Origin of the sequence: Streptosporangium pseudovulgare (assembly GCF_014648055.1) — a bacterium.
Lineage (GTDB): Bacteria > Actinomycetota > Actinomycetes > Streptosporangiales > Streptosporangiaceae > Streptosporangium > Streptosporangium pseudovulgare.
This window is the reverse complement of sequence record NZ_BMQJ01000004.1, coordinates 186503-199936: the sequence shown is the minus strand read 5'-3', so window position 1 is coordinate 199936 and position 13434 is coordinate 186503. Positions and strand designations below refer to the sequence as shown.

The window sequence follows — 13434 nt, the reverse complement described above, 5'->3', positions numbered from 1 at the left end:
CGCTCCCGCGCCGTTCGCCGTCAGAGATCACCGAGGAGAGTTCCATAAATGAGTGAGTGAGCCGCTCACTCACTCGCTATGGTGGTCGCGTGATCTCCACCTCCCAGCGCGCCGCGCCCCTCCCCCCGGAGGAACGGCGAGCCTCCCTCATCGAGTCCACCCTCTCACTGATCCTCGACCACGGCCCCGCGGTGAACACCCGGCAGATCGCCCAGGCGGCCGGCGTGGCCGAGGGCACGATCTTCCGGGTCTTCGCCACCAAGGACGAACTCGTCGACGCCGCCGTGGCCAGCGCCTTCGACCCCGCCCCGATGGTGCGCGAGCTCGACGCCATCGACCGCTCCTCCCCACTGGAGGCCCGGCTCGCCACGGCGGTGCGGGTCCTGCAGCGCCGTGCGGCACGCGTCTTCCGGCTGGCCGACGCGCTGGGGGCGACGGGCCCGGCCGTCGCCCACCACCACCGCCAGGCCTGCGCCGACGAGAGCGTCACCGTCCAGCGGGCGCTCGCCGACCTGATCTCCCCCGACCGCGTCCTGCTGCGCTGCGAGCCGTACGAAACGGCGCGGCGGCTGCAGCTGCTGACCGTCGCGTGCAGCCACCCCCGGCTCACCGAGGGCGACCCGCTGCCGCCCGAGGAGATCGCCCGCATGCTCCTGCACGGCATCCTCGTTCCCGAGCACGCCGCCTGCCGTCCGGCCCCGAGTGGCGCCTCCGGAGAGGAGGTCCCGTGCTGATCCGGCTGCTCCGCACCCATCTCCGCCCCTACACCGGCTCCCTGGTCGCCGTCGTGGTGCTGCAACTCCTCGGCACCATCGCCTCGCTGTACCTGCCGAGCCTGAACGCCGACATCATCGACCGGGGCGTCGCCACCGGCGACACCGGCTACATCCTCACCACCGGCGGCTGGATGCTCGCCGTCTCCCTCGCGCAGATCGCCTGTTCCATCGCGGCGGTCTACTACGGCTCCCGCTCGGCGATGGGCTTCGGCCGCGACGTCCGCGCGGCCGTCTTCCACCGGGTGGGCACGTTCTCCGCCCGGGAGGTCTCCCAGTTCGGCGCACCGTCGTTGATCACCCGCAGCACCAACGACGTGCAGCAGGTCCAGATGCTCGTGGTGATGTCCTGCACGATGCTGGTCGCCGCACCGATCATGGGCGTCGGCGGCATCGTCATGGCGCTGCGCCAGGACGTCGGCCTGTCGTGGCTCATGCTGGTGTGCGTCCCGGCCCTGCTGGTGTCGATCGGCCTGATCATCTCCCGGATGGTCCCCCAGTTCCGCGCCATGCAGGACCGCATCGACACGGTCAACCAGGTGCTGCGCGAGCAGCTCACCGGCATCCGCGTCGTGCGCGCCTTCGTGCGCGAGCGGGAGGAGACCCGGCGGTTCGCCGAGGCCAACGAGGCGCTGACCGCCACCGCCCTGCGCGTCGGGCGGCTGACCGCGCTCATCTTCCCGACCGTGATGCTGATCCTCAACGCCTCCAGCGTCGCCGTGCTGTGGTTCGGCGCCGCGCGGGTGAACACCGGCGAGATGCAGGTCGGTGAGCTGACCGCGTTCCTGATGTACCTGATGCAGATCCTGACCTCGATGATGATGGCCACCTTCATCTCGATGATGATCCCGCGCGCCTCGGTCTGCGCCGAGCGCATCGCCGAGGTGCTGGACACCGAGTCCTCGGTCCTCCCGCCCGCCGACCCGGTACGCCAGGTGCGCGGCCGGGGCGAGCTGGAGATGCGCGACGTCGGGTTCCGCTACCCGGGCGCGGCGTCCCCGGTGCTGTCCGGCATCTCGTTCCGCGTCGAGGCGGGCCGGACCCTCGCCGTCATCGGCAGCACCGGCTCGGGCAAGACGACCCTGCTGTCGCTGGTCCCCCGGCTCTTCGACGTCACCTCCGGCACGGTTTCGGTCGACGGCGTCGACGTGCGCGACCTCGACCCGCAGGTCCTCTGGCGGCGCATCGGCCTGGTGCCTCAGAAGCCGTACCTGTTCACCGGCACCGTCGCGAGCAACCTCCGGTACGGCAATCCCGACGCCACCGACGAGGAGCTGTGGGAGGCCCTGGAGGTCGCCCAGGCCCGTGACTTCGTCGAGGCGATGCCCGAGGGTCTCGACGCCCCCATCGCCCAGGGCGGCACGAACGTCTCCGGCGGGCAGCGACAGCGCCTCGCCATCGCCAGGGCGCTGGTCAGGAAGCCGGAGATCTACCTGTTCGACGACTCGTTCTCGGCTCTCGACCTGACCACCGACGCCCGGCTGCGTGCGGCCCTGCGCCCGCGCACCTCCGACGCCGCCGTCGTCATCGTCGCCCAGCGCATCTCCACCGTCGCCGACGCCGACCAGATCGTCGTCCTCGACGACGGTGTGATCGCCGGCATCGGCACCCACGAGGAGCTGCTGGCCTCCTGCCCGACATACGTCGAGATCGTCGAGTCCCAGCGAGCCGTGGAGAGTGCGGCATGAGCGACCGGTCCGTATCCCCCGCCTCCCCGGCCGCGCCGGGGGCCGCCGCGGTCCCGACGACCCCGGCGGCCTCGGCCGCCTCCCCGGCCGCCCCCGCAGCCGCCTCTCCCGCGGCCGCGCGTCCCCGTCCCCCGGCGGGCGGCGGGCCCTTCGGGCGCGGCCCCTTCGGCGGGATGCCCGCCGAGAAGTCGATGGACTTCGGACCGTCCGCGCGGCGGCTGGTCCGGCGCCTCGCCCCCGAGCGCCCCCGGATCATCGCGGTGATCCTGCTCGCCGTGGCCAGCGTGGTGTTCTCCGTCATCGGCCCGAAGGTCCTCGGCCGCGCCACCGACCTCATCTTCAGCGGTGTCATCGGCGGCCGGCTGCCCGCCGGGACGACCATCCGGCAGGCGGCCGAGGCGGCCCGCGCGTCCGGCCACGGCGACTTCGCCGCGCTGCTGGAGAAGATGGACGTCGTCCCCGGCCGCGGCATCGACTTCGCCGCACTCGGCACGGTCCTGGCCTGGGCGCTGGCCCTCTACCTCGCGGCGACGGCGTTCGCCTGGCTGCAGGGCCACCTCCTCAACGACGTGGTGCAGCGCACCGTGTTCCGGCTGCGGTCCGACGTCGAGGACAAGCTGAACCGGCTCCCCCTGCGGTTCTTCGACGGCCAGCCGCGCGGCGAGCTGCTCAGCCGGGTCACCAACGACATCGACAACGTCTCGCAGACCCTTCAGCAGACGCTGAGCCAGCTGCTGACGTCCCTGCTGACCGTGGTCGGCGTGCTGGCGATGATGTTCGTGATCTCGCCGCTGCTCGCACTGATCGCGCTGGTGACCATCCCGCTGTCGACGATCGTCACCGGGCAGGTCGCCAAGCGCTCGCAGAAGCTGTTCGTCGCCCAGTGGGCCCACACCGGCTCGCTGAACGCCCACATCGAGGAGGCGTTCACCGGCCACGAGCTGGTGAAGGTCTTCGGGCGGCAGCCGGAGGTCGAGGAGGTCTTCCGGGAGCGCAACGAGGAGCTGTTCAAGGCGAGCTTCGGCGCCCAGTTCGTCTCCGGGATCATCATGCCGGCGATGATGTTCATCGGGAACCTCAACTACGTCGCGATCGCCGTCGTCGGAGGCGTCCGGGTGGCCACCGGGTCGATGAGCCTGGGCGACGTGCAGGCGTTCATCCAGTACTCCCGGCAGTTCACCCAGCCGCTGACCCAGGTCGCCTCGATGGCCAACCTCCTGCAGTCGGGGGTGGCGTCGGCCGAGCGGGTCTTCGAGCTGCTCGACGCCGACGAGCAGACCCCCGACCCGGCCGAGCCCGCCCTGCCCGAGACCCGGCGCGGCCGGGTCGAGTTCGAGCAGGTGTCCTTCCGCTACGACCCCGACCGGCCCCTCATCGAGGACCTGTCGCTGGTGGCCGAACCCGGGCAGACGGTCGCGATCGTCGGCCCGACCGGCGCGGGCAAGACCACCCTGGTCAACCTCATCATGCGCTTCTACGAGCTGGACGGCGGGCGCATCACCCTGGACGGCGTCGACGTCACCGCGATGCGCCGCGAGGACCTGCGCTCACGGATCGGCATGGTCCTGCAGGACACCTGGCTGTTCGGCGGCACCATCCGGGACAACATCGCCTACGGCGACCCCTCGGCCACCGAGGAGCGGATCCTCGCCGCCGCGCGGGCCGCTTTCGTCGACCGGTTCGTGCGCACCCTGCCGGACGGCTACGACACCGTCATCGACGAGGAGGGCGGCAACATCAGCGCCGGCGAGAAGCAGCTGATCACCATCGCCCGTGCCTTCCTCTCCGAGCCGTCCCTGCTGATCCTCGACGAGGCGACCAGCTCGGTCGACACCCGCACCGAGCTGCTGGTGCAGCAGGCGATGGCCGCGCTGCGCGCCGACCGCACCAGCTTCGTCATCGCCCACCGGCTGTCCACCATCCGCGACGCGGACCTCATCCTGGTGATGGAGGAGGGCCGCATCGTCGAGCACGGCAGCCACGTCGAGCTGCTCGCCGCGCGGGGCGCCTACCACCGGCTGTACTCGGCACAGTTCACCGGCGCGACGACCCCGGACGAGGAGGAGGCCGCCACCGTGAGCTGAACCGCGCCGAACCGCGCTGAACCGAGCCGCCCCGGGTGAGCCGTCCGGGGCGGCCCGAGGCGGCCCGGGGGCGGTGCCGTACGGCGGGGTCGTTCGCCGGATGCGGAAGGGCCGTCCTCGCCGGACCCGGGAGACCTCTCTTCACCGAGTCTTCGCCGAATCCTCACCGGATGCGGCGGACCCTGACCTCTCCGGGCGCGGGAGCCCTTTTCTCCTCGGCCGCCGAGGGGACCGGCGGCTTCTCGTCGGTCCAGCCGCTCTCCTCGTAGGCGGTGACGGCGCCGACCCGGACGGTCCGCCCGTCCGCGAGCCTGCCGTCGAACCTCTCCTCTCCGGCGAGGGGCCGACCGCTTCCCGGCTCGATCACGAAGAGCAGGTCACGCCTGCCGTCCTCGCTGCGGTAGCCGACCGCCTGCCCGGTACGGCCCAGCGGGTCGGTGACCTCCCCCGCCGAGCGCATGTCGGGCAGCGCGGCCAGGATCTCGTAGGCGGCGGCCCGCACCTCCGGCGTGACCGGCAGCCGCACGATGAGGTCCACGCAGCTCTTCTGGAGGACCCGCTCCATCCGCAGGTCCGGAGCCCCGCCGTTGCCGTGCACCAGTTCCGTGGTGATGCGCTCCTCCAGGTAGGCCCGCAGCCTCCCCGCGTCGTCCGGGATCTTCTGGAATTCGTCCCAGGTGAGCGTCCTGGTGAGCAGGGTCCCGCCCTTCCCCTCCGGCACGCCGGTCAGCGGGGTCGCCACCGGCGTGCCCGGTGAGGAGCGCAGCCTCTCCCCCGGGGAGACGTATCCCATGTCCCGGGTGCCGGTCGGATACCGCCAGGTGCGGGGGGATCCCGCCGCGCGCCAGGCCGCCTCGTCCTCGGGGGTGGCGGGCCGGGTGCCGAGGTCCTGGCGGACCTGCACGCTCCGCCCACCGGGCCGCCGGGCCAGCCACGTCTCGTCGGAGACGCGGTGCCGGAGGAGGTAACGGCCGGTCGGATCGACGACCGGCAGGTCGGTGACCGTCCGGACGCGCCAGTAGGAGCCGTCGGCGGGTTCCTTCACCGCTCCGGTCACCGTGGCCGACGCCGCGGCGAGCAGGATCCGCCGGGCGGTCGGCTGCGCGGGCTGCGCCGTGGCGGACGTGCCCGCGCCGGGCGACAGGCGCACCGGGTCTCCCCCCGGGACGGCCACGGTGACCGCCAAGGCAGCCGCGGCCGCCGCGACCAGCCCGCCCCCCACGACCGTCCACGACCGCGGTCGCGTCCCCGGCCGGTGCCATCGGCCGGTTCTCCCCCCGGCGCCGGTCCGCCGGTCCTCGCGTCCGGCGGCCCGGCCGGCCCCGGCCCCGGTTCCGGCTTCGACGGGACCCGCGCCCGCCGTGGCCGGACCGGTCCCGCCCGTCGCGCCGGCCGTGCCGGCGGCGCCGTCCGGAGCGGAGCCCGCGACGATCGACGCCAGCAATGTCCGCGCCCCCGCGGCGGACACCTGCCCGGTCAGCTCGCCGTCCCGGACCCGGGCCAGCCGGCCCACCATCTCTTCGGTGTCGTTCACAGCGACCCTCCTGTCGGAATCCGCGTCGGCCTGCTCATCAGGGGTGTTTCGACGTCCGCCGCGGCCAGCGCGCGGGAGAGGCGCCTGCGTGCCCGGTGGATCCGGATGCGCGCGGCGTTGCGGGAGCAGCCCAGGACGCGGGCGATCTCCCCTGCGTCCAGGCCCTCCCAGGCGACCAGGGACAGCAGTTCCCGGTCGTCGTCGGACAGCGCGCGGAACACCCGGCCCACCGCGTCCAGGCCGGCGCGTTCGGCGGGCGGCGCGGTGCGGGCGTAGAGGTTGGCGATGTCCTCGCTCAGCTCCGCCTGTCCGGCGTGGCGGCGCAGGTTCCCCCGGCGCTGGTTCGCCAGGACGTTGCGGGCCACGCCGTACAGCCAGAGCCTCGCCTGGTCGCCCGGGGGCAGGTCGTCGATCCGCCGCCAGGCGACCTCGAATGTCTCGGCCACGACGTCCAGCGCGTCCTCGGGGGAGTCGCAGCGGCGCGTCGCGTAGCCGAGGATGCGTTCGTAGGCGTCGAGATACGCCTCCTCGAAGCGACGTCTCCGGTCATCACTCACGGGCGGTCCACATGGTCGGCCTCCTCGGGGTCGGGATGTTCGGACACCCCTTCATGTCGGAGACCCCGGGATCATTTCATCCGGGAAGGCCGTGGCCGGAGCGGGCCACGCCGCCGGGCCGGACCGCCGTCGACCTCCGTACGGCGGGCGGCCGGGGAGGCGCGCCGTGCCGTACGGCGGGTCGGGGCGGCTCAGCGGACCAGGCGGAAGAACTCCCGGATGTCCCCCGTCAGCAGGTCCGGCGCCTGCAGTGCGGCGAAGTGGCCGCCGCGGTCGAACTCCGACCAGTGCACGACCCGGTGCTCCCGCTCGGCGAACGGCCGGACGGTCGAGTCGCCCGGGAACACCGCAAGGCCGGTCGGCACCGGGCAGAACTCCACCTTCCGGCCCCACGAGGCGGCGGCCTCCCGGTAGAGGCGGGCCGCGGACCCGGCGGTGCCGGTCAGCCAGTTCAGCGTCACGTTGGTGAGGATGGCGTCCCGGTCCATCGCACCGGCGCCGTGCCCGTAGTCGTCGAACCACTCGGTGTTCCAGGCGAGCTGGCCGACCGGCGAGTCGACGAGGGCGTAGGCGAGCGTCTGCGGCCGGGTGGACTGGATCTGCGCGTACCCGGACCGCTCGTCGCTCCACCGGGTGATCTTCTCCAGCCGCTTCCGCTCGGCCTCGCTCAGGTCCCCGGCCTCGGCCGGGTCGCTCGGGAAGGCCACGAAGGAGTTCATGTGCAGCCCGGCGACGTGGCCGGAGTCGATCCGGGTCAGCTCGGGGGAGATCCGCGCGCCCCAGTCGCCGCCGTGGGCGCCGTAGCGCTCGTAGCCGAGGCGGCTCATCAGCTCCGCCCAGGCCCGCGCGACGCGTGACACGTCCCACCCGGTCTCCGTCGTCGGCCCGGAGAATCCGTAGCCGGGGATCGACGGGATGACGAGGTGGAAGGCGTCGGCCGGGTCGCCGCCGTGCGCGCGGGGGTCGGCGAGCGGCCCGGCCACCTCCAGGAACTCGGCGACCGAACCCGGCCAGCCGTGCGTGAGGACCAGCGGGAACGCGTCCGGCTCCGGCGAGCGGACGTGCAGGAAGTGCACGTTCTGCCCGTCGATGGTCGTGGTGTACTGCGGGAACGCGTTCAGCCTCGCCTCGTGCCGGCGCCAGTCGTACCCCGTCCTCCAGTACTCGGTCAGCTCCCGCAGCCGGCCGAGCGGCACGCCGTACGACCAGCCCACGTCGGGCAGTTCGTCGGGCCAGCGGGTACGGCCGAGCCGGTCGCGCAGGTCGTCCAGGTCGGCCTGGGGGATGTCGATGCGGAAGGGACGGATCTCGCGGTCGTCGTTCATACCGGAACGGTAGGACCGGCCGCGGAAGGTTCGCTTCCGCAATCGGCCGGTTCGGCCCACGAGGAGCCGGTTCGGCGCGGGCGGCCGCAGGCCGGCTCGACGTCGAGCCTCCAGGTCCCGCCGCCGTCCTCCGAGGTCTCCCACCGCCCGTCACCGCCCCGGTCGGTCCCCGTTGACCGGTCCGGCCGCGCTTGGAAGCATGAGGCGTGAACCGCCGGGCGCCCGGTCCTCCTCCTGCCGGGTTCCCGGCCTCCTCCGCGACGGGAGGCGGCGATGCGCCGGGCAGCGTACCTCGTCATCGGGGCCGCCCTGCTCCTCCTCGGGCTCATGCTGGGCATCGCCGCCTACGGCGACGCCGCGGCCTACCGGGGAGCCGCCCGCTGCGCCGACCTCCCGCCCGGCGGACGAGGTGACTGCGTCGCGACCGTGGACGCGTCCGTCGTGTCGCGTTCGAGGTCCACCACGCACGACCACGACTTCCCCGACACCCCCGTCGACCCGTTCCCGCGGCCTCCCGTTCTGCCCCCGTACGTCCCGCCGCTGCGCCTGCTCCAGCCGGCGGGCCCGCTCGTCTCCGCCGGTGTCGCCGCGCTGGACCGCACCTCCTACGAGGTCGTCGTCGAGGTCTCCGGCCGCCGGTACACCGTCTCGGCAGGCGAGACCCTCTATGACCTGGCCAGGCCGGGGACGAGGTGCCGGGCCGACATGTGGCGCGGCCGGCTGCTCAGCGTCACCGTGGGAGAGGCCACCGGGTACGCGTACCTGCCCTCGACCCCGTTCATCGCGGGCTGGGTGTCGGCCTGGGTGGGCGCCGTGTTCGTGATCGGGGCGACCGTCCTCGACCTGGGGAACGCCTGGTACGGCCGCGACACCTCGTTCGTGTGGGCGCTCGCGGTCGCCGGGCCGGTGCTGTTCGTCGTCGTCTTCGGCTTCCTGGGCTGGTGGCCGGCCTGGTGGGTGCTGCCCCTCGCCGTCCCGCCCGCCGTCGCCGTACGGCGGGCGGCCACCCGGAGACGCCGACCGGCCATCCGGAGACGCTGACCGGCCGCCCAAGGACGCTGACCGGCCGCCCGAAGACCGGCCGGCCACCCGAAGACCGGCCGGCGGCACGTACGCGCCGTCACGACCCGTCCGGCACGGCCGGCCGTACGGTGTCAGGGCGTCGCGTGGAGGTCGTCGACGGCCTGCCGGTACGCCTCGGCCGCCCGGGTGAAGTAGTCGAAGAGCACGTCGAGCTGCTCCGGCGAGTAACCGCGCAGGATCTTCCCGACCTCCTCCCTGGCCGGGGTCATCACCTCGTCGAGCCGGACGGGCCTGCCGATCGGCTCGACGATCACCTTGCGGCGGTCGTCGGGCGATGGGGTGCGGCGCACGTAGCCCGCCTCCTCCAGCCGGTCGATCATGCGGGTCGTCGGCCCGGTCGTCAGGCCGGCGCGGGCGCCGAGCACGCCGGGGGTCATCGGTCCCTCCAGTTCCAGCAGGTTGAGCGCGTAAAGGTCGGTCGCCCCGAGGTCGCACGCCTTGGCGCTGGCGTGGCCGTGCAGCATCACCGCGCTCAGGTAACGGCGGTAGATCGCGCCGGCGTCGGCCCGGCTCTCCGGTGTTGACATGATCCACCCGACTCCATAATCTCTTCTTTAAGGAAGAGAAATCTCTAAAGAAGAATCTTCTTATGAGAAGATATCATGGGAAGGAAGAGATCATGGGTGACACCGCCGCCGTCCGCGCCCTGCTGGAGGAGACCAGGGAAGCCTGGGACCGGGGAGACGGCATCGCCTACGGCGCCGCCTTCACCGACGACGCCACCGACGTCACTTTCGTCGGCACCGTCTACCGCGGCGCCGAGGAGATCGGCGCCGCGCACCAGGCCCTGTTCGACAGTTTCCTCAAGGGGACCCGGCTCACCATGGAGATCCTCGACATCCGCTTCTACGGCCCGGACACCGCCGTCGTCGTCAGCCGTGGCGACGTCCACAAGGGCAGGCCGAAGAAGCTCGGCAAGCTGCAGACCTACACCGTCGTCCGAGGCGCCGACGGCCGGTGGCGCATCGCCGCCATCCAGAAGACCAAGCACAACAGGCTGATGGAGGCATTCTCCTTCGCCCTGCAGCCCGCCACCCGCCCGCGCACCCGGCACTGACCGGATGCCGCCCCGCGACGCGCAGACCTCGCCGCGTACGTCCTCGCCGCGCCGACCTCGCCGCGCTCGACGACCCTGCCACTCACCGGGTCCCCGCGGCGGTCTCATGATGGCCTCACCGCACGCGATCGCCGGCCCCTACAGATGGCCGGTCCCCTGAGAGGACGGCCGCGGGCGCATCGCGCCGGCCGGAATCCGGGCGGAAACCGGCAAGACGTGTGCGCGAATCGCCAACACGCGGGCCCTCGCCGATGACATGATCACCTGAGCGGTTCCGTGCCGGTCCCAACCGGGAGGCCCCAAAAGGTCCCGGGAGGCCGGAGGAACCGGAAGGAGTGACCGCACGAGCACGTGTCGGAGGCGGGTGCCACATGGACGCCGGAGGATACGAGCGGGCCGGACAGGCCGCGCGAACCGATCACGCCGGGCGAGCCGCGTCAGGCGGACCGCGCCGGCCGGTCGCGCCGGGCAGACCACGCGGATCGATCGCGCGGACCGATCGCGTCACCCGCGCCGGGATGTGATCGGCCGTGAGACTCGACGGAAAGCCGATCCCGGGCTGGGCCGAACCCTACGTCGACTGGATGGTCGGGCAGGACTGGCCCGAAGGTGACGAGGAACGGTGCTTCCGGCTCGCCGACGCCTGCGTCGCCGCCGCCCACCGGATCGTCGCGGGACCGGGAGCCGACCGCCGGATCACCCCGGACACCGGGGCCTACCGTCAGATCGCCACGGAAGCCGGAGCCGACCGCGGAATCGTCGCGAAGACCGGGGCCGGACCCCTCATGAGCGACGGGAAGACCGGACGGGCGTGGGACGGCGCGGCCCACGCCGCCTTCGCCGAGCACGTTGCCGGGGCGGTGGGCGGGCGGGAGGCCGAGCTGGTCACCCGGCTGGTCGGCACCGCCATAGCGATCAACGACGCCGGGGTGCGGGTCCGGAACGCCAGGCACACGATCGAGGCCACCGTACGGCTGGCGGTCACGCAACTGGGTCACCTGCTGGCCGCCGCCATGACCGGCGACGCCTCCACCCTGGCGCTCGTCTCCGCCCGGCTGCGGCTGGCCCGCCTGACCGTCGCGCACATCGGCGAGCGGACCCTGAACGACATCGCGCTGTCCACGGCCGCCACCGGCGACGCCGTCCCCGCCGGTGGGCTCGTCCGGGCCGGACAGGACCACCGCGACGCCCTCGACGCGCGGTATCCGGGGGCGACCACGCTCTCCGATCTGGCCGACCATGTCGCCGCCGCCGACGACGTGATCACCGAGGAGCGGTCCGGCACGGAGTGGCCCGCCGGCGGCGAGGCCCCCGGTGTGCCGGACACCGACGGCCGGTACCTCACCCCGTTCCTCTACCCCGGCCTGATGTACACCGGTCTCATGGGCGGCGGCCCGTACGGCGGAGCCACGTCCCCGTCCCGCTCCCCCGCCGGCCGCCGGGCCGCGGCCGTTCCTCCGTCGCCCGACCTCACGGGACGCTCGGCCCCGCCCGTCTCTCCGTGGCCCGGCCCCGCCTCCTCCGCCGCTCCCGTCACCGGCCGCCGCTCCTCCGCCGACCGTTCCTCCACGACCTCCGCTTCCTCCGCCGCCCCCGCCCGTTCCTCCGCCGCTCCCGCCCGTGACACCACGCCGGGCCACGCCTCCGCCCCGGGTACGGCGCGCCCCTTCTTCGGCCTCGACCTCGACCTCATCCGCCGCAGCGTCTCCGCACCGGCCGTGACGCCGGGGACCTCCCGGACCGGCCGTCCCCGCAGGACGCCCCGGCCCGTCCCCCGGACCGATCCCGAGGCGCGGCAACCGGCCGAGACCGAACCCCGGCCCGGAGCCGCGACCGGCGCCGAACCCGCGACCGAAGCCGGGACCGGGTCCGGAGCCTCGACCGGGCCCTTGAGCGAGTCCAGGGCCGAAACCGCAGCTCAGACCGACACCGAAACCGGGACCGGGAGCGGAACCGGGACCGAAGCTCAAGGCATGGCGGCTCAGGACACGGCCGAGGCGACGGCCTCCGACCCCTCCTACAACAAGGTCCAAGAGGCCCTCACCCCGGCGGCGGACGAACCCACCGCCTCCATCCCACCGGGTGGGTCCGCGCCCGCGAAACCGTCCGCCTCCGCGTCCGGGCCCCCCATTCTGGAACCTTCCTCCACGTCCGGGCCTCCCACTCCGGAATCTTCCTCCACGACGGGGCTCTCCACCCCGGAACCTTCCGCGTCCGGCTCCCCGGCTCCGAAACGGCCGCGCGTGCGGTGGAGGCACCGTGGGTGACCCCGGAGGCGGCGGAGCACGCGCGGCCTGCTCGCCGGGCAGGACGTGAAGACGGTCGGCGTCGCCCCGTCCGCTGCGACGGTCACCATCGGCGGCCGGGAGCACCTGAAGGTGGATTTCCGCGGGGGCGACCTGTCAGTACCGCCCGCCGTAGTGGTGGTTTTCAGCGGTCAACGGGCGGGGAGTCCTCCTCCCCCTTCAGCACCTCCTGCGGTTCCTCCGGCGCCGCCGCCACCCCCCGAGGCTCCTCCGGTACCGCCACCGCTTCCTGCGGTTCGCCGGACGCCGCCGTCACCGTCCGCGGATCCTCCGGCTCCGGCACCTGTCGCCGGTCCGGTTTTGCCCAGGGAGCGATCGTGGCCGTCCGCCACGCCTCCAACCGGGTGCTGACCACGAAGTTCTCCCCGCCGTAGAGGGATTCGTACTGGATCTCCACGTCGAACCGCTGCTCGACCAGTTTCTTGAACGTGCTGTGGAGGTCATCGTCGTAATCGTCCACGCTCAGCAGGAAAGTGGTGTGCCCGCTCGGGAGACCGTAGCCGTCGGTCAGCGTGTACCTCATGAATCCAGGAATCGTCGGATCCGCCATCTTCTTCGCCGCCGCCCTGGTCCACGGGCCGATCGGCTCACCGTCGCACCAGGCGCGGGTGCCGGTGACGATGGCCGGGCCGAGGCCCGTGTTGACGAGCAGGAGGCCGGCCTTCCCTCCCGGAATGAGCGCGACGCGCAACTGGAGAAGGGGGCGAAGCGTATGACGGTTGTGCAACCGCGTCGCTCTGAGCTGGTAGATCGAGACGACGAGGGAGGCGACGGCGATCACGGTGGCGCTGACGGCGACGATCGTTCCGGAATCCACGGGTCCCCCTCGGCAGGCCGCGCTTTTCCCGAAAGTAGAACCGCGTCTCGCCCGGTGCAAGACCGCCGGAGGCGGTGACGTACCCGGTGCCCGGTCCACCATGGCAGTGTCCCTGATACGGCCGCTCATCGGATACGGAGCACCGCCGGCCTGATCGTCGTGGCCGGGCGCGCGGGAAACGCGGGCGGGAAGCACGGGCGGTGGCTGATC

General features: G+C 72.9%; 11 protein-coding genes. 6 read left to right on the top strand and 5 right to left on the bottom strand.

Annotation, left to right across the window (positions count from 1 at the left end):
* The first annotated feature begins 89 nt into the window (after nucleotides 1-89).
* The 3 genes from IEZ10_RS10590 to IEZ10_RS10580 are packed head-to-tail and all read left to right on the top strand — an operon-like array spanning nucleotide 90 to nucleotide 4545.
* Nucleotides 90-734 (top strand): TetR/AcrR family transcriptional regulator, encoded by a 645-nt coding sequence (locus tag IEZ10_RS10590; protein ID WP_189246315.1) that lies wholly within the window; start codon nucleotides 90-92, stop codon nucleotides 732-734.
* Nucleotides 728-2461 (top strand): ABC transporter ATP-binding protein, encoded by a 1734-nt coding sequence (locus IEZ10_RS10585; RefSeq protein ID WP_189246314.1) that lies wholly within the window; start codon nucleotides 728-730, stop codon nucleotides 2459-2461. The genes IEZ10_RS10590 and IEZ10_RS10585 overlap by 7 nt, the downstream gene beginning before the upstream one ends.
* The gene (locus tag IEZ10_RS10580; RefSeq protein WP_308426262.1) at nucleotides 2458-4545 is read left to right on the top strand and encodes an ABC transporter ATP-binding protein; all 2088 of its coding nucleotides are present in this window, start codon (nucleotides 2458-2460) and stop codon (nucleotides 4543-4545) included. Before IEZ10_RS10585 ends, IEZ10_RS10580 begins: the two co-directional genes overlap by 4 nt.
* Nucleotides 4546-4708: 163 nt before the next feature.
* Here the strand turns inward: IEZ10_RS10580 and IEZ10_RS10575 are convergent, their stop codons facing one another.
* The 3 genes from IEZ10_RS10575 to IEZ10_RS10565 all read right to left on the bottom strand — a co-directional run bounded on the left by IEZ10_RS10575 (nucleotide 4709) and on the right by IEZ10_RS10565 (nucleotide 7961).
* Nucleotides 4709-6079, bottom strand: coding sequence for a CU044_5270 family protein (locus tag IEZ10_RS10575; protein WP_189246313.1), 1371 nt, complete (start codon nucleotides 6077-6079; stop codon nucleotides 4709-4711).
* Nucleotides 6076-6636, bottom strand: a complete 561-nt coding sequence (locus IEZ10_RS10570; protein ID WP_189246312.1) for an RNA polymerase sigma factor — start codon at nucleotides 6634-6636, stop codon at nucleotides 6076-6078. The genes IEZ10_RS10575 and IEZ10_RS10570 overlap by 4 nt, the downstream gene beginning before the upstream one ends.
* 191 nt (nucleotides 6637-6827) lie before the next feature.
* On the bottom strand, nucleotides 6828-7961 hold the full coding sequence (locus tag IEZ10_RS10565) for an epoxide hydrolase family protein (protein WP_189246311.1): 1134 nt from the start codon (nucleotides 7959-7961) through the stop codon (nucleotides 6828-6830).
* A gap of 273 nt (nucleotides 7962-8234) precedes the next feature.
* On the opposite strand from IEZ10_RS10565, the gene IEZ10_RS10560 reads away from it, so the two are divergent.
* Nucleotides 8235-9002 carry a hypothetical protein gene (locus IEZ10_RS10560; protein WP_189246310.1) on the top strand — a complete coding sequence of 256 codons (768 nt, stop codon included), beginning with the start codon at nucleotides 8235-8237 and terminating at the stop codon, nucleotides 9000-9002.
* Between the two features lie 113 nt (nucleotides 9003-9115).
* On the opposite strand, the gene IEZ10_RS10555 is transcribed toward IEZ10_RS10560, so the two are convergent.
* On the bottom strand, nucleotides 9116-9571 hold the full coding sequence (locus tag IEZ10_RS10555; protein ID WP_189246309.1) for a MarR family winged helix-turn-helix transcriptional regulator: 456 nt from the start codon (nucleotides 9569-9571) through the stop codon (nucleotides 9116-9118).
* Between the two features lie 92 nt (nucleotides 9572-9663).
* Here IEZ10_RS10555 and IEZ10_RS10550 point away from each other — a divergent pair, with 92 nt between their 5' ends.
* Both IEZ10_RS10550 and IEZ10_RS10545 read left to right on the top strand, forming a co-directional pair.
* Nucleotides 9664-10101 (top strand): SgcJ/EcaC family oxidoreductase, encoded by a 438-nt coding sequence (locus IEZ10_RS10550; RefSeq protein WP_189246308.1) that lies wholly within the window; start codon nucleotides 9664-9666, stop codon nucleotides 10099-10101.
* A 530-nt stretch (nucleotides 10102-10631) separates the two neighbouring features.
* On the top strand, nucleotides 10632-12368 hold the full coding sequence (locus IEZ10_RS10545; RefSeq protein WP_189246307.1) for a hypothetical protein: 1737 nt from the start codon (nucleotides 10632-10634) through the stop codon (nucleotides 12366-12368).
* Nucleotides 12369-12531: 163 nt separating this feature from the next.
* Here the strand turns inward: IEZ10_RS10545 and IEZ10_RS10540 are convergent, their stop codons facing one another.
* A complete protein-coding gene (locus tag IEZ10_RS10540) occupies nucleotides 12532-13224 on the bottom strand; it encodes a hypothetical protein (RefSeq protein WP_189246306.1) in 693 nt (230 codons plus the stop codon).
* Nucleotides 13225-13434 lie beyond the last annotated feature (210 nt).

What these genes read in the sequence shown, in the direction of transcription:
- IEZ10_RS10550 (WP_189246308.1), top strand. Translation starts at nt 9,664, where the DNA reads ATGGGTGACACCGCCGCCGTCCGCGCCCTGCTGGAGGAGACCAGGGAA.
- IEZ10_RS10555 (WP_189246309.1), bottom strand. Translation starts at nt 9,571, where the DNA reads ATGTCAACACCGGAGAGCCGGGCCGACGCCGGCGCGATCTACCGCCGT.
- IEZ10_RS10580 (WP_308426262.1), top strand. Translation starts at nt 2,458, where the DNA reads ATGAGCGACCGGTCCGTATCCCCCGCCTCCCCGGCCGCGCCGGGGGCC.
- IEZ10_RS10565 (WP_189246311.1), bottom strand. Translation starts at nt 7,961, where the DNA reads ATGAACGACGACCGCGAGATCCGTCCCTTCCGCATCGACATCCCCCAG.
- IEZ10_RS10560 (WP_189246310.1), top strand. Translation starts at nt 8,235, where the DNA reads ATGCGCCGGGCAGCGTACCTCGTCATCGGGGCCGCCCTGCTCCTCCTC.